Origin of the sequence: Streptomyces sp. CB02923, from assembly GCF_001905005.1 — a bacterium.
In the GTDB taxonomy this organism is placed as follows: domain Bacteria; phylum Actinomycetota; class Actinomycetes; order Streptomycetales; family Streptomycetaceae; genus Streptomyces.
The window spans coordinates 906,801-921,897 of the sequence record NZ_LWKZ01000024.1 but is presented as its reverse complement, the minus strand read 5'-3'; the positions used below and the strand labels follow the sequence as shown (position 1 = coordinate 921,897).

Annotated in this window: 13 protein-coding genes; 5 read left to right on the top strand and 8 right to left on the bottom strand. The window is 73.8% G+C overall.

Translation table 11 applies throughout. From position 1 onward, the window contains the following. Positions 1-133 precede the first annotated feature (133 nt). Positions 134-622, top strand: coding sequence for a PepSY domain-containing protein (locus A6A06_RS27240; protein WP_079194369.1), 489 nt, complete (start codon positions 134-136; stop codon positions 620-622). A gap of 43 nt (positions 623-665) precedes the next feature. Here the strand turns inward: A6A06_RS27240 and A6A06_RS27235 are convergent, their stop codons facing one another. From A6A06_RS27235 to A6A06_RS27225, 3 genes are all read right to left on the bottom strand, one after another. Then, positions 666-1,940 (bottom strand): HRDC domain-containing protein, encoded by a 1,275-nt coding sequence (locus A6A06_RS27235; RefSeq protein WP_073764199.1) that lies wholly within the window; start codon positions 1,938-1,940, stop codon positions 666-668. An 84-nt stretch (positions 1,941-2,024) separates the two neighbouring features. Continuing rightward, positions 2,025-2,687, bottom strand: a complete 663-nt coding sequence (locus tag A6A06_RS27230) for a response regulator transcription factor (protein WP_003985651.1) — start codon at positions 2,685-2,687, stop codon at positions 2,025-2,027. A gap of 409 nt (positions 2,688-3,096) precedes the next feature. Next, positions 3,097-3,753, bottom strand: a complete 657-nt coding sequence (locus A6A06_RS27225; protein WP_073764197.1) for a DUF3000 domain-containing protein — start codon at positions 3,751-3,753, stop codon at positions 3,097-3,099. A gap of 102 nt (positions 3,754-3,855) precedes the next feature. On the opposite strand from A6A06_RS27225, the gene hemE reads away from it, so the two are divergent. Beyond that, entirely contained in the window at positions 3,856-4,923 is a 1,068-nt protein-coding gene (gene hemE / locus A6A06_RS27220; RefSeq protein ID WP_073764195.1) for a uroporphyrinogen decarboxylase, read from the top strand. Positions 4,924-4,960: 37 nt separating this feature from the next. Here hemE and A6A06_RS27215 read toward each other — a convergent pair whose 3' ends face one another. After that, positions 4,961-6,340, bottom strand: coding sequence for an FAD-dependent oxidoreductase (locus tag A6A06_RS27215; RefSeq protein ID WP_073764193.1), 1,380 nt, complete (start codon positions 6,338-6,340; stop codon positions 4,961-4,963). 80 nt (positions 6,341-6,420) lie between these two features. Beyond that, a complete protein-coding gene (locus A6A06_RS27210; protein WP_073764191.1) occupies positions 6,421-7,851 on the bottom strand; it encodes an aldehyde dehydrogenase family protein in 1,431 nt (476 codons plus the stop codon). 161 nt (positions 7,852-8,012) lie between these two features. Here A6A06_RS27210 and A6A06_RS27205 point away from each other — a divergent pair, with 161 nt between their 5' ends. After that, positions 8,013-8,522, top strand: a complete 510-nt coding sequence (locus tag A6A06_RS27205) for a hypothetical protein (protein WP_199931178.1) — start codon at positions 8,013-8,015, stop codon at positions 8,520-8,522. 105 nt (positions 8,523-8,627) lie between these two features. Here A6A06_RS27205 and A6A06_RS27200 read toward each other — a convergent pair whose 3' ends face one another. Next, positions 8,628-9,854: a thiolase family protein gene (locus tag A6A06_RS27200; protein WP_073764187.1), complete on the bottom strand. Its 1,227-nt coding sequence runs from the start codon at positions 9,852-9,854 to the stop codon at positions 8,628-8,630. A gap of 85 nt (positions 9,855-9,939) precedes the next feature. Next, positions 9,940-10,959 (bottom strand): DUF4349 domain-containing protein, encoded by a 1,020-nt coding sequence (locus A6A06_RS27195; protein ID WP_073764185.1) that lies wholly within the window; start codon positions 10,957-10,959, stop codon positions 9,940-9,942. A gap of 128 nt (positions 10,960-11,087) precedes the next feature. Between A6A06_RS27195 and hemG the strand changes: the two genes are divergently transcribed. Beyond that, complete coding sequence (gene hemG, locus A6A06_RS27190) at positions 11,088-12,554, top strand: protoporphyrinogen oxidase (RefSeq protein ID WP_073764183.1); 1,467 nt, start codon at positions 11,088-11,090, stop codon at positions 12,552-12,554. A gap of 10 nt (positions 12,555-12,564) precedes the next feature. Continuing rightward, on the top strand, positions 12,565-13,311 hold the full coding sequence (gene hemQ / locus A6A06_RS27185) for a hydrogen peroxide-dependent heme synthase (RefSeq protein ID WP_073764181.1): 747 nt from the start codon (positions 12,565-12,567) through the stop codon (positions 13,309-13,311). Positions 13,312-13,414: 103 nt separating this feature from the next. On the opposite strand, the gene A6A06_RS27180 is transcribed toward hemQ, so the two are convergent. Next, positions 13,415-15,079 (bottom strand): alpha/beta hydrolase, encoded by a 1,665-nt coding sequence (locus A6A06_RS27180; RefSeq protein ID WP_199931177.1) that lies wholly within the window; start codon positions 15,077-15,079, stop codon positions 13,415-13,417. Positions 15,080-15,097: the final 18 nt, after the last annotated feature.

Sequence of the window (15,097 nt, the reverse complement as noted above, 5' to 3'; positions counted from 1 at the left end):
GGCGGGGGCTGTGCTGGCCGGGTGTGGGGATGACGACGGGGGAGGGCAGGGGGCGGCCTCGCCTTCGGCCTCGACATCGGCATCGGCCTCGGCTTCGGGGGGTTCGCCGTCGGCTGGGGGGTCCTCGGCGGGGATGACCGAGGACCAGCGGTCGCGCAAGGCTCTCGTTCCCGAGGCCAAGATTTCGTATGACCAGGCGCTGAAGGCGGCCACCGGGGCTGTGGCGGGTTCGAAGCCGGTGTCGGTGGAGCTGAAGCGCGGGGCCGGCGGGAAGCCGGAGTGGCACGCCAAGGTGGCGGCCTCGGACGGGGCGGAGAGCACCGTGCGGGTCGACGCGGTGTCCGGGAAGGCGGACAAGCCGCGGACCGGGGACGAGGACGGCGACGACCGGAAGAAGCTGGCCGACCGGCTCGGCCGGGCCACCGTCACGGCGCAGCAGGCCGCGCAGACGGCGACCGGGAAGAAGAGCGGCACGGTCACCGCCGTGGAGCTGGACACCAATGACCAGAAGAAGGAGATCTGGTCGGTGGACGTGGTGACCGGGAACGACTGGAACAAGACCACGTACGACGTGGACGCGATGAACCGGAAGGTCCTGCGCGAGCACGTCGACCGGGACTGAGCCGGCGGGGGCGGGCCGGGATGCCCGGTCCGCCCCCGGAGGATCAGGCTCCGGGTGTGTGCAGGGCCTCGGTGAGGATCGGGGCGACCTGTTCGACCTGCCAGGGGCGGGCGCCGTGGCCGGTCAGTACGTCGGCGACCGCTTCCTCGGTGGGCTCGGCGGGCGGCTCCCAGCACAGGCGCCGCACGGTGTCGGGGGTGATCAGGTTCTCCTGGGGGAGGTTGAGGTCCTCGGCCAGCGCGGTCACCGCGGCGCGGGCGGCGGACAGCCGGGCCGCGGCGGCCGGGTCCTTGTCGGCCCACGAGCGGGGCGGCGGCGGACCGTTCAGTGCCTGGCCGGGCTGCGGCAGCTCGCTGTCCGGCAGGGCGCGGGCCCGGTCCACGGCGGCCTGCCACTGCTCCAGCTGGCGGCGGCCCATGCGGTGCCCGAAGCCGTTGAGCCCGGCGAGCGCGTGCGCGTTCGGGGGCAGGTTGAGTGCGGCTTCGACGATGGCGGCGTCGCCGAGCACCTTGCCCGGCGAGACGTCGCGCCGCTGGGCGACCTGGTCCCGCGCGGTCCACAGTTCCCGTACGACGGCCATCTGCCGGCGGCGGCGCACCTTGTGCATGCCGGACGTGCGGCGCCAGGGGTCCTTGCGGGGCGGGGCCGGGGGAGCGGCGGCGATGGCCGCGAACTCCTGGTGGGCCCATTCCAGCTTGCCCTGCCGTCCCAGTTCTTCTTCTAGGGCGTCGCGCAGGTCCACCAGCAGCTCGACGTCGAGCGCGGCGTAGCGCAGCCAGGGCTCCGGCAGCGGGCGGGTGGACCAGTCCACGGCGGAGTGGCCCTTCTCCAGGGCGTAGCCGAGGACGTTCTCCACCATCGCGCCGAGGCCGACCCGGGCGAAGCCCGCGAGGCGGCCGGCCAGCTCGGTGTCGAAGAGGCGGGCGGGGATCATGCCTATGTCGCGCAGGCAGGGGAGGTCCTGCGTGGCGGCGTGCAGGACCCACTCGGCGTCGGCGACGGCTTCGCCCAGGGCCGAGAGGTCGGGGCAGCCGACCGGGTCGATCAGTACGCTGCCCGCGCCTTCGCGGCGTAGCTGTACGAGGTAGGCGCGCTGGCCGTAGCGGTAGCCGGAGGCCCGCTCGGCGTCCACCGCCACCGGGCCCGTACCGGCCGCGAAGGCCGACACGACTTCGGCAAGTTCCTCGGCCGTCGCGGTCACGGCGGGGGTGCCTTCGCGCGGTTCCAGTAGAGGGACCGGCGCCGGGCGGGTGTCCGGAGGGGAGTCTCCGGATGTTCGCAGTGTCGAGTCTTCTGCGGTCTTTTGGGCGTCGGTCACCAGTCAAGGGTATCTGTGTATGCACGGCGCCCGCCGAGGGAACGTTCCCTCGACGGGCGTGAGGCGGTCTTCGGGGGTCGGGAATCAGTGGATGATGCCGGTACGCAGGGCCACGGCGACCATGCCGGCCCGGTCGCCGGTGCCCAGCTTGCGGGCGATCCGGGCGAGGTGGCTCTTGACGGTCAGCGCCGACAGGCCCATCGAGACGCCGATGGCCTTGTTGGACTGGCCCTCCGCAACCAGCCGCAGCACCTCGACCTCGCGTCCGGACAGTTCGCGGTAGCCGCCCGGGTGGCCGGGGGCGCCCGGGGGGCGGCGGTGCATCCGGGCGGCGTTGGCGCCGATGGGCGCGGCGCCGGGGCGGCCCGGCAGGCCGAGGTTCGTGCGGGTGCCGGTGACGACGTATCCCTTGACGCCGCCGGCCAGGGCGTTGCGTACGGCGCCGATGTCGTCGGCGGCGGAGAGGGCGAGGCCGTTGGGCCACCCCGCGGCCCGGGTCTCGGACAGCAGGGTCAGGCCGGAGCCGTCGGGCAGGTGGACGTCGGCAACGCAGATGTCGCGCGGGCTGCCGACGCGGGGACGGGCCTCCGCGATGGACGACGCCTCGATCACGTCACGTACTCCGAGGGCCCACAGGTGGCGGGTGACGGTGGAGCGGACGCGAGGGTCGGCCACGACGACCATGGCCGTCGGCTTGTTCGGGCGGTAGGCGACCAGGCTCGAAGGTTGCTCGAGGAGAACTGACACCGGGCCTCCTGGGGGGAGTGGCGGGACGGGTGCCGACATTTGGGGGCGAGTCGGAATACTCCGTCTTTGAAGGGTCACTGACCTCTTCGGCATCAAACCGGCCCGACTTTAGAGTTTGATCTCAACTTAGTTAGGTTCATTTCGGGCAAATCGGTCGCTTGATCGACTTTGGAGTGATCCGGCGGCGGAAGGTTGCCGTGAAACCGTTCGAGCGTCGCCGAGCAGGCCGGAAACTGGCGCTCTGTCAGGAGGCGGGGCGGGGAGCGCGGTCACGCGCCGGTGGGGGTGCGGCAGCACCGGGCAGTGCTGCCGCACGTCGCTCCGCACTGCCGTACGCGGGCGGGCGCGCCCTCGCGCCGGAGCGCGGACGGACGCGCGCGCTCCCCGGCGCGTCCGCCCGCCGGGCGCATCAGCGCGGCTGCGGCCCCCGGCGCTGCGGCAGCGGTACGACGCCGCCGCGCGGTGACGGCTCGGAAGTGACCGGCGGCAGCCCCGCCACCTGGCACAGCAGGTCGCACCACGCGCAGAGGTGGGCCGCGAGATCCGGCACGCCGCCCTGCCCCTCCTCCGGGGTCCACGAGGCGCGCATCTCGATCTGGGTCGCCGGGGCGCGGTCCGCGAGCCCGCCGAAGTAGTGCGAACTGGCCCGCGTGACCGTGCCGCTGGGCTCTCCGTACCGTACGCCGCGGGCGTCCAGGGCCCCCGTCAGCCAGGACCAGGACACCTCCGGCAGCAGCGGGTCGGAGCCCATCTCCGGCTCCAGCTCGGCGCGCGCCAGCGTCACCACGCGGAAGGTGCCCTTCCACGCGGCGTGCCCGTCCGGGTCGTGCAGCAGCACCAGTCTCCCGTCGGCCAGATCCGTGTCCTCCCCGTCGGGGCCGGTGCCCGGCTCGACGACCGCCGCCTCCAGCGCGTACGCGTAGGGCGCGAGGCGCTTGGGCGCGGGCGTCGGCTCGATCTCGATCTCTGGGCGCAGCCGTGCCGTGCGGAGCGCCTCGACCGCCTGACGGAAGGGGATGGGGACGTTGTCCGCGCTGTCCGCGAGGTGTTCGTGAGCCGCAGCCATGCCCGGAAGGTTAGGCGGAAGGAGCCGCTCGGTGAGGGAGGACACCCGGTGCGCGCGTCGCCCATTCGGAGGCGCCCTCGCGCGCGTGCGAAGATTTGGTGCGTGAGCGCCAACGACCGCCCGACGGGCCAGCAGCAGACCGGTACGTACGACTCGGCCTTCCTCAAGGCCTGCCGGCGGGAGCCGGTGCCGCACACACCGGTGTGGTTCATGCGCCAGGCGGGGCGGTCGCTGCCCGAGTACCGCAAGGTCCGCGAGGGCACCGCGATGCTGGAGTCCTGCATGATGCCGGAGCTGGTCACCGAGATCACCCTCCAGCCGGTCCGCCGGCACGGCGTCGACGCGGCGATCTACTTCAGCGACATCGTCGTCCCGCTGAAGGCCATCGGCATCGACCTGGACATCAAGCCGGGCGTCGGGCCGGTCGTCGAGAAGCCGATCCGTACCCGCGCCGACCTGGAGCAGCTGCGCGCGCTGGAGCCGGGCGACGTCACCTACGTCACCGAGGCCGTGCGGATGCTCGTCGGCGAGCTGGGCAGCACCCCCCTCATCGGCTTCGCCGGCGCGCCCTTCACCCTCGCCAGCTACCTCGTCGAGGGCGGCCCGTCGCGCAACCACGAGCACACCAAGGCGATGATGTACGGCGACCCGCAGCTGTGGGCCGACCTGCTCGACCGCCTGGCCGGCATCACCTCCGCGTTCCTCAAGGTGCAGATCGAGGCGGGCGCGAGCGCCGTGCAGCTCTTCGACTCCTGGGTGGGCGCGCTGGCCCCGGCCGACTACCGGCGCTCCGTCATGCCGGCCTCCGCCAAGGTCTTCGAGGCGGTGTCCGGGTACGGCGTTCCGCGCATCCACTTCGGTGTCGGCACCGGTGAGCTGCTGGGCCTGATGGGCGAGGCGGGCGCGGACGTCGTCGGTGTCGACTGGCGCGTCCCGATGGACGAGGCGGCCCGCCGGGTCGGCTCCGGCAAGACGCTCCAGGGCAACATCGACCCCGCCGTGCTGTTCGCGCCGCGCGAGGCCGTGCGGACCAAGGCCCGCGAGGTGCTGGACGCCGCCGCCGGCCTGGAGGGCCACATCTTCAACCTGGGCCACGGCGTGCTGCCGAACACCGACCCGGCCGCCCTGACCCACCTCGTCGAGTACGTCCACGAGCAGACGGCGCGTTGAGCGGGCGGGCCGCCGGAGCCCCGGCGGCCCGTCGCACTCAGCCGGCCGCGGCCCGTACCGCGGCGGCCGCCTTGCGGGCCGCGACCAGGACCGGGTCCCAGACGGGGGAGAACGGCGGCGCGTAGCCGAGGTCGAGCGCGGTCATCTCCTCGACCGTCAGCCGTGCCGTGAGCGCCACCGCCGCCACGTCCACGCGCTTGCCCGCGCCCTCCCGGCCGACGATCTGGACGCCGAGGAGGCGGCCGGTGCGCCGCTCGGCCATCATCTTCACGCGCATCGCGCGGGCGCCCGGGTAGTAGCCGGCGCGGCTGGTCGACTCGATGGTGACGGTGACGTACTGGAGGCCGACGGACTTCGCCTGCTCCTCCAGGAGCCCGGTCCGGGCGATCTCCAGGTCGCAGACCTTGGAGACGGCGGTGCCGACGACGCCGGGGAAGGTCGCGTAGTCACCGGCCACGTTCGAGCCGATGATCTGGCCGTGCTTGTTGGCGTGGGTGCCGAGCGCGATGTGCCGGGTCCGGCCCAGGACCAGGTCCAGCACCTCCACGCAGTCCCCGCCGGCCCACACGGCGTCCTGGCCGCGTACCCGCATCGACAGGTCGGTGAGCAGCCCGCCCGTGTCGCCGAGCGGCAGCCCGGCCTGCTCGGCGAGGGTGGTCTCGGGCCGCACGCCCAGGCCCAGCACGACCACGTCGGCCGGGAACTCGCCGTCCTCGGTGGTCACCGCGCAGGCCCGCCCGGAGCCGTCGGTGCGGACCCCGGTGACAGCGGCGCCGCGCACCGTCTCGATGCCCATCCCGCACATCGCCTCGTGGACCAGTTCGCCCATGTCGGGGTCGAGTGTGGACATCGGCTGTTTACCGCGGTCCAGGACGGTGACGTCGTAGCCGCGGGCGACCAGCGCCTCGGCCATCTCGACGCCGATGTAGCCCGCGCCGACGACGACGGCCTTGGTGCCCTCGGCGGCCCGGAGGGTGTCCAGCAGCGCCTGCCCGTCGTCCAGGGTCTGCACGCCGTGCACGCCGGGCGCGTCGATGCCCGGCAGCGGCGGGCGCAGCGGCCGCGCGCCGGTCGCGATCACCAGCTTGTCGTAGCCGGTCCAGGACTCGGTGCCGCCGCCGTCCAGGTCGCGGGTGCGGACCCGGCCGCGGTCCAGGTCCAGTTCGGTGACCTCGGTCCGCATCCGCAGGCCGATGTCGCGCTCGCGGTGCTGCTCCGGCGTCCGGGCGATCAGGTCGTCCGGGCCGTCGACCGTCCCGCCGACCCAGTACGGGATGCCGCAGGCGGAGTACGAGGCGAAGTGGCCCCGCTCGAACGCGACGATCTCCAGTTCGGTGGGCTTCTTCAGCCGCCGGGCCTGGGACGCGGCGGACATCCCCGTCGCGTCGCCGCCGATGACCACCAGCCGCTCCGCCATCGCGGGGGCTCCCTTCGTCGTGTGCCGGTACCGGTCCGTACGGACGTCCTCCCGACGGTCCGTACGGCGCAGATTACGGGTCAGAGCGGATAGCCGGCCGGGGTGGCGCGGACCGTGGTCCAGCGGGTTTCGGTGAAGGCGTCGAGGTTGGCCGTGCCGCCGAAGTGCGCGCCGGTGCCGGAGTCGGCGAAGCCGCCCATCGGCGCGACCGGCTCGTCGTTGACGGTCTGGTCGTTGATGTGCAGCAGGCCGGTGGGGATGCGGTCGGCCAGCTCCAGGGCGCGCGCGGTGTCGCGGGTGACGACGCCGAGCGCCAGCCCGTACTGCGTGTCGTTCGCCAGGGCCACGGCTTCGTCGGTGGTGTGGAACTTGCGTACGGGCGCGACCGGGCCGAAGACCTCCTCGGCGTAGGCGGGGGCCCGGTCGTCCACGTCGGCCAGGACGGTGGGCCGGTAGAACAGCTCGCGGTGGCTGCCGCCGGCCGCGAGCCGGGCGCCCGCCGCCGTGCTCGCCTCCACCAGGCCGTGGATGCGGTCCCGCTGCCCGCCGTCGATGACCGGCCCGAGCTGGACCTCCTCGCGGTACGGGTCGCCGACGGCGAGCGCGTCCGCCCTGGCCGCCAGCCGCTCCACGTACTCGTCGTACAGGGAGGCGTGGACGAGGTGGCGGCCCGCGGTCATGCAGATCTGGCCCTGGTGGAAGAAGGAGGCCCAGGCCGCGGCCGACATGGCGGCGTCCAGGTCCGCGTCCTCCAGGACGAGGAAGGCGCTGTTGCCGCCCAGTTCCAGGTGCGCGCGCTTGAGGTGCCGGGCGGCGAGCGCGCCGACGTTGCGGCCCGCGTTCGTGGAGCCGGTGAAGGAGATCACCCGCACGTGCCGGTCGCCGACCAGGGCCTGTCCGGCCTCGGCGCCGCCCGGCAGGACGTGCAGCAGCCCTTCGGGCAGCCCGGCCGCCGCGAAGACCGCCGCCAGGGCGTGGCCGCCGCACACCGCGGTGCGCGGGTCGGGCTTGAGGACGACCGCGTTGCCGAGGGCCAGGGCCGGGGCGACGGAGCGCATGGCGAGCACCAGCGGGACGTTGAAGGGCGCAATGACCCCGACGACGCCGGCCGGCACCCGGGTCGTGTACGAGTGGCGGGGCGCCGCGGAGGGCAGCACCTGGCCCAGCGGGTGGTGGGCGAGCGCGGCGGCCTCGTAGCACTCCTCGGCCGCGGTACGGATCTCGAACTCCGCCTTGCCGGGGACGCTGCCGGCCTCGCGGATGATCCATTCGGTCAGCTCGGCGGCGTGCCGGCTGATCAGGTCCCCGGCCCGGCGCAGCACCGCGGCGCGCTCCGTGTACGGCGTACGGGCCCAGGCGCGCTGGGCGGCCGCGGCCTCGGCGGCGGCGCTCTCCACGTCGGCGGGGGCGGCGAGGGTGAACGCGGCCAGCGTGTCGCCGGTCGCCGGTTCGGCCGCCGTCGTGGCGCCGCCGTGCAGCGGGGGCAGCTGGTCCAGGTCGAGCAGGGGCATCGCGCGCCTCCGGTCGTCGGTGAATGGTTGAGGAATGAACCGGTTCGTTTCATCGTCCCGCACCGGTGATCAACGCGGACGGCGGGGCCCGGGGCCTTGCGGACCCCGCGCCGCCGGGGCACCGTCACTGGCGACGGCGGACGGCCGGGAGGGGGCGGACGGTGCCCAGGGAAGAGCTGTGGACGCGGTCGGCGGTGACCGTCGCGGCACTGCTCGGCCTCGCGCTCAAACTGTTCGTGCCGGACCGGATGGACATGACCGCGGTGGCGCTGCTCGTCCTCGCGCTGATCCCCTGGATGTCGTCGATCCTCCTGCGGATCGACACGGTCGCCGGGGGCGTCGTGCTGCGCGAGATCAAGAAGAAGCAGGCCGGGCAGCAGCAGGAGATGGACCGGATGAAGTTCCTGTTCGAGCACCTCGTGCCGCGCGAGGAACTGCGGCACCTGCAGGGCCTCGCCGACGGCACCCCGCTGCCCTACGACGCGGGCTACACCCGCCCCCTCCTGGACGCCGAACTGCGCCGCCTCACCGGGGTGGGGCTGATCGAACGCAGGCCGGGGCGGACGTTCGCGCAGATGGGAGAGACGGGAGACATCCATGAGCACTTCGCCGTCACCGACGCGGGCCGGACGTACCTGGAGATCCTGAACGGCTTCCGGTCCCACGAGTGAGCGGTCCGTGCGGCCCTTCCCGTGCTGGTCCCGTGGCGAAACCCTCCTGGCCCCGCGGCGGGGCGGTCCGCCCCGCTGTCCGCCCCGCTGTCCGTCCCGGTCCCGCTACTCGCGTTCCAGTACGAGGGCCAGCCCCTGCCCCACGCCGATGCACAGCGCCGCCAGGCCCGTACCGGAGCCGCGCGCGGCGAGCTGGTGGGCCACCGCGCCGGCCAGCCGGGCGCCGGACGCACCCAGCGGATGCCCGATGGCGATGGCGCCGCCGCGCGGGTTCACCACGTCCGGGTCGAGGCCGGGCCACTGGGCGAGACACCCCAGGGACTGTGCCGCGAACGCCTCGTTGAGTTCGAAGGCGGCCAGGTCGGCGAAGCCGCGCCCCGCCCTGCCCAGGGCGCGCTGCACGGCCTCCACCGGGCCCAGCCCGAACAGCTGCGGCTCGATGCCGGTCACCGCGTTCGCGCTGATCCGGGCGAGCGGCTCCCGGCCGGTGGCCCGCAGGCCCTCCTCGTCGACGAGGAGGAGCGCCGCGGCGCCGTCGCTGAGGGGGGAGGAGTTGCCCGCCGTGACCGTGCCGCCCTCCTTGCGGAAGGCCGGGCGGAGCTTGGCCAGCGCTTCCGGGGAGGACGAGGCGCGGATCGACTCGTCCTGCGTCAGGTCCACGTCCGGCAGCGGTACGACCTCGGCGTCGTAGGCGCCCTCCTTCCAGGCGCGCGCTGCCTTGTGGTGACTGGCGAGCGCGAAGGCGTCCTGCTGCTCGCGCCCGATGCCGTACTTGTCGGCGATCAGCTCGGCGCCCTCGCCCAGAGAGGCCGTCCACGCGGGCGCCATCCGCGGATTGACCATCCGCCAGCCCAGTGTCGAGGAGAACATCTCCTGGTGCCCTGTGGGGAAGGCCCGTTCGGGCTTCTGGAGGACGTACGGCGCGCGGCTCATCGACTCCACGCCGCCCGCGAGCACGATGTGCGCGTCCCCGAGGGCGATGGAACGGGCGGCCTGGATGACGGCCTCCAGGCCGGAGCCGCACAGGCGGTTGACCGTCACGCCGGGTACGGAGACGGGCAGCCCGGCCAGCAGCACGGCCATCCGCGCCACGTTGCGGTTGTCCTCGCCCGCCCCGTTGGCGTCACCGAGGACGACGTCGTCGATCCGGGCCGGGTCGAGGGCGGGGGTGCGCTCCACCAGGGACTTGACGACGTGCGCGGCGAGGTCGTCGGGGCGGGTGCCCGCGAGGGCGCCGCCGTACTTGCCGACGGGAGTCCGTACGGCGTCGACGATATAGACGTCCCGGGCGCCCCAAGCGCCTCGTGCGTCCCGTGCACCCTGGTCGGTCATCAGGCCTGTCCTCGCTGTCCGCTCGCCGCTGTCCGCCCGAAGATCGGCGCTGTCGCCCCGAGTCTTTGCCCGCCGCGCGCGGCTGTCAACGGTCCCCTGGCCCGTCACCCTCCCGTGCGGTCTCCGCGGGGAACTGCTCCGGAGACGCCGGGGCGACCGCCGACGACCGCGTACGTTTCGGGAACCGGCCCCGCAGCACCCGCCACAGCGCGTACAGCAGCGCCCCGGCCGCGAGGAACGGCAGCGCCGCGCCGACCGCCACCAGCAGCCACCGCACCCCCGCGGTGAAGGCGTCCCAGCCGCCACTCAGCGCGTCCCCGAAGGACGTCTCCTCGTCGTCCGCAGCCGCGTCCGGTTCGTGCAGCACCAGCGTCACCGTCGCCATGCCGGTCTGCTCCTTGAGCGACTTCAGGCGTGCCTGGAGTGACTCCAGTTCCGACTGGCGGCGGCTGAGTTCGGACTCCAGCGTGACGATGTCGCTGATCGTCGTCGCCTTGTCCATCAGCGCCCGCACCCGCGCCACACTGGCCTGCTGCGACGCGATGCGGCTGCCGGTGTCCACCACCTGGTCGGTGACGTCCGTCGCCGAGACCTGGCGTTTCTTGAGCGTGCCCAGCCGGGAGAGCCGGTCCAGCAGACCGTCGTACGCCTCGGGTGGTACGCGCAGCTCCACCCGGGAGCGTTCCCGCCCTTCGCCGTCCCGGTCGGTGGACTCGTCACCGACGTAGCCGCCGGCACCCTTGGCTGCCGTACGGGTCTTGGCCAAAGCTTCCGGTACGTCCGCGGCCTCGACGGTCAGCGACGCCGTACGGATGATCTGCGCCGTCGCGACCGGCGCGGGCTTCCCGGTACCGGTACCGGTGCCGCTGCCCGTACCGGCCTTCCCGTCGGCCGACCCCGCGGCGCCCGGCGCCTTGGGCCCGACCATGCCCTGTTCACCCCGCGCGGCCCCGGTGTCGCGCTGCTTCGCGCTCGCCTGCGCGGTGTCGCCCTGCGCGGTGTCGTCCTGCCCGGCCGCCCCGCATCCGGCGACCCCGAGGGACGCCACGAGCAGCGCTCCCGCGGCCGCCCGCCGCGCTCCGTACGGCCTGCCCGCTATGCCCATGTTCCGTACCCCCGAAGTGGTGTGCCGCTGTTGCCACTTCGACGTGGCAGGGGAGTCACGGGTTGCCGTCCGTGCGTCGCGATGCGGTCACGGTCCGGACTCCGGACGGACTCTGAGAGAGTGGGGACATGAGCACAGCGCACACCAGTACGGGCCGCGCGCCCGGAAGTCATGTCGTCGTCATCGGTGGGGGCATCTCGGGGCTGGCCGCGGCCCACCGATTGCTCGGCGGCGGGGCGCGGGTGACCGTACTGGAAGCCACGGGGCGGCTCGGCGGCAAGCTGCGCGCCGGGGAGATCGCGGGCGTACCGGTCGACCTCGGAGCCGAATCGATGCTGGCCAGGCGGCCGGAGGCGGTGGAACTGGCGCGCGCCGCGGGCCTCGGCGACCGGCTGCAGCCGCCCACGACCGCGACCGCGGCCGTGTGGACGCGCGGCGCGCTGCGGCCGATGCCCAAGGGCCACGTGATGGGCGTGCCGGGCGATCCGGACCTGCTGGCCGCCTCCGGTGTGATCTCTCCCGCGGGCATGGCGCGGATCGCCGAGGACGAGACGCTGGAGCGCACCGAGGTCGGCGCGGACGTGGCGGTCGGCGAGTACGTCGCCGCCCGGCTGGGCCGCGAGGTCGTGGACCGGCTCGTCGAACCGCTGCTGGGCGGCGTGTACGCGGGCGACGCGTACCGCATCTCGATGCGCGCCGCCGTCCCCCAGCTCTTCGAGGCCGCGCGCGCCGAGCGCTCGCTGATCGAAGGCGTACGGGGCATCCAGGCGCGGACGGCGGCGCGCGCCGCCGAGCCGGGCCCGGCGCAGTCGCCGGTCTTCATGGGCATCGACGGCGGCGTGGGCACGCTGCCGGGCGCCGTCGCCGACGCGGTACGGGCCGCGGGCGGAGAGATCCGTACGAACACCCCGGTCCAGGAGCTGCGGCGCACCGCCGACGGCTGGCGCGTCGTCCTGGACGGCGGCGACGGCCCGGCGGCGCTGGACGCGGACGCCGTGATCCTGACGGCCCCGGCGCCCGCCGCCGCCCGGCTGCTGGCCGCCGAGGCGCCGGCCGCCGCCACCGAGCTGGCCGCCGTCGAGTACGCCTCCATGGCCCTGGTGACCATGGCCTTCCGCCGCGCGGACGTGGCGCGGGCGCTGACCGGCAGCGGCTTCCTCGTCCCGCCCGTCGACGGCCGCAAGATCAAGGCGTCCACCTTCGCCAGCAACAAGTGGGGCTGGATCGCCGACGGCGACCCGGACCTGTTCGTGCTGCGCACCTCCCTGGGGCGGTACGGCGACGAGGCCGACCTGCGGCGCGACGACGCCGACCTGGTGGAGCTGTCGCTGCGCGACCTCGGCGAGGCGGTCGGGCTGGCCGCCCGGCCCGTCGCGCAGCGGGTCACGCGCTGGGACGGCGGGCTGCCGCAGTACCCGGTCGGCCACCTGGAGCGGGTCGCCCGCATCCGCGCCGAGGCCGGCAAGCTGCCCGGTCTGCGGGTCTGCGGCGCGCTCTACGACGGGGTGGGCATCCCCGCCTGCATCGCCTCCGCCCGTACGGCCGCGGACGACATCTTGGACACCCTGCCGCAAGCCGCCGCGGCGGGCGAGTGAGAATGGACCCATGACTGACGCTTCCGCCCCCGACAACCCCACCGGGGCCGCTTCCGAGAAGACCCCGAACGCCGGCAAGAAGGCGAAGGACCTGAACGAGGTCATCCGCTACACGCTCTGGTCGGTGTTCAAGCTGCGCGACGCGCTGCCCGCGGACCGCGCCGGCTACGCCGACGAGGTCGAGACGCTGTTCGCGCAGCTCGCCGCCAAGGACGTCGTCGTGCGCGGCACGTACGACGTCTCCGGTCTGCGTGCCGACGCCGACGTGATGATCTGGTGGCACTCGGAGAGCTCCGACGCGCTCCAGGAGGCGTACAACCTCTTCCGCCGCACGGAGCTGGGCCGCGCGCTGGAGCCGGTCTGGTCGAACATGGCGCTGCACCGCCCGGCCGAGTTCAACAAGTCGCACATCCCGGCCTTCCTGGCCGACGAGGTCGCCCGCGACTATGTGAGCGTCTACCCGTTCGTGCGCTCCTACGACTGGTACCTGCTCCCCGACGAGGACCGCCGCCGGATGCTCGCCGACCACGGCAAGATGGCCCGCGGCTTCCCGGACGTGCGCGCCAACACCGTGCCGTCCTTCTCGCTGGGCGACTACGAGTGGATCCTCGCCTTCGAGGCCGACGAGCTGTACCGCATCGTCGACCTCATGCGTCACCTGCGCGGCTCCGAGGCGCGGATGCACGTCCGCGAGGAGGTGCCGTTCTACACCGGCCGGCGCAAGGCGGTCGCCGACCTGGTCGCCGGACTGGCCTGAGACGGCGCGACAGGCCGGGTACCGCACCCGGCCTGTCGCTTCCCGGTACCGCACCCGGCCTGTCGCCTGCTTAGCGGCCCGCCGTGCTGCCGGGCCCGCCGTGCTACTCGGTGCCGCGCTGCTGCTTGGTGCCGCGCTTCTTGGCGGGCATCACCGGCTTGGGCTCCGGGCGCGGCCCGCAGAACGTGTCCCGGGCCGGTGTCCGCCCGGTCAGCAGGTAGCGCTCCACATGCTGGTTGGCGCAGGCGTTCGTACCGAACGAGACGCCGTGCGTGCCGGCGCCGCGCTCGGTCACCAGCGCCGAGCCGGGCAGGCGGCGCCGCAGCTCGACCGCGCCGGAGTGCGGCGTAGCGCCGTCCCGCTCGGCGGACAGCAGCAGCACCGGCGGCAGCGCACCCGGCGCCGTACGCACGTCGACGGGGCGGTGCGGCACGCCCGCCTGCGGAAGGGCCACGTCGGTCACGTCCTCCGCGTAATGCGTGGGGTCCTGCACAGCGCCCCTCGGCGAGAAGCGGGGCCAGAAGGCGCACGGCAGGTTCATCCAGGCGTTGTCCCACGTCTCGAAGGGCGCGACGCGCGCGCTCGCGGTGTTGTCCCGGTCCCAGACCCGCAGGTCACGCGGCCACACCCCGTCGTTGCACTCCACGGCCGTGTAGACCGCGTTGCCGTTCTCGTCCGCCTTCTCGCCGCCCGGCAGCGGAGTGGTCTGCTTAGTGAGCAGCTTGGGGTCGCCCTTGACGTACGTGGCGAGCGCTGCGGCGCGCACCGGCCAGTACAGGTCGTTGTAGCCCGTCTTGAGGAAGGCCGCCTGCAACTGCGCAGACCCCGCCTTGCCGCCCAGGGGCCGACGGCTCAGCCGCTCCCGTACGGTGTCGTACGCGCGCAGCACCGCCTGCGGTGTCCTGCCCAGGTGGTACACCTTGTCGTGCTTGGCCACCCAGCGGGCCCAGTCCTGCCAGCGGCGCTCGAAGCCGATGTTCTGGTCGAGGTTGTTGCGGTACCAGACCTGCCGCGGGTCGGGGTTGACGACGCTGTCGAAGACCATCCGGCGGACATGGCCGGGGAAGAGCGTCGCGTACACGGCCCCGAAGTAGGTGCCGTAGGAGGCGCCCATGAACGTGAGCTTCTTCTCGCCCAGCCCCGCGCGCAGCATGTCCAGGTCGCGCGCGTTGTTGGCGGACGTGTAGTGACGCAGCGCGGGCCCCGCATTGCGCGCGCAGCCCTGCGCGTACGCCTTCGCCTCGGCGGCCTTCTTCCGCTTGAACGCCTCCGAGGGGTGCCGCGGACTCTCACTCGGGATCTTGGCGAACTCCGCCGGGTCCTGGCAGGACAGCGGCGCCGAGCGCCCGACACCGCGCGGCGCGTACCCGACGAAGTCGTACGCCTGCGCCGCCCTGCGCCAGCGGTCCACCTTCGCGTACATCGGGAAGTTCATGCTGGACGCCCCGGGGCCGCCGGGGTTGAAGACGAGCGCGCCCTGCCGCTGCTTCGGGGCTCCGGTGGCGCGGACCCGGCTCACGGTGAGGGTGATCTTCCGGTCCTTGGGGTGGGCGTAGTCCAGCGGGACGGCGAGCCGGCCGCACTCCACACCGGCCGGCAGGTGTTCCTCCGGGGCGCAGCGGCCGAAGGCGATGCGGGGCGGCGCGGGTGCCGGGGCCCCGGCCGGGGCCCCGGCCGGGGCCTGCCGGGTACTCCCGCCGGCGGGGACGGCGACGAGTGCGGTCAGGACCAGCGAACCGAGGGTGCCGTACAGCGCTACTGCTTTCACAAGCCGTCCCTTCGTGTG

Bases quoted from the DNA above. Each gene is read 5' to 3' on its own strand.
- A6A06_RS27240 (WP_079194369.1), top strand. From the start codon at position 134: ATGACCGAGGACCAGCGGTCGCGCAAGGCTCTCGTTCCCGAGGCCAAG.
- A6A06_RS27225 (WP_073764197.1), bottom strand. From the start codon at position 3,753: ATGGCTGCGGCTCACGAACACCTCGCGGACAGCGCGGACAACGTCCCC.
- A6A06_RS27215 (WP_073764193.1), bottom strand. From the start codon at position 6,340: ATGGCGGAGCGGCTGGTGGTCATCGGCGGCGACGCGACGGGGATGTCC.
- A6A06_RS27210 (WP_073764191.1), bottom strand. From the start codon at position 7,851: ATGCCCCTGCTCGACCTGGACCAGCTGCCCCCGCTGCACGGCGGCGCC.
- A6A06_RS27200 (WP_073764187.1), bottom strand. From the start codon at position 9,854: ATGACCGACCAGGGTGCACGGGACGCACGAGGCGCTTGGGGCGCCCGG.
- A6A06_RS27195 (WP_073764185.1), bottom strand. From the start codon at position 10,959: ATGGGCATAGCGGGCAGGCCGTACGGAGCGCGGCGGGCGGCCGCGGGA.
- hemG (WP_073764183.1), top strand. From the start codon at position 11,088: ATGAGCACAGCGCACACCAGTACGGGCCGCGCGCCCGGAAGTCATGTC.
- hemQ (WP_073764181.1), top strand. From the start codon at position 12,565: ATGACTGACGCTTCCGCCCCCGACAACCCCACCGGGGCCGCTTCCGAG.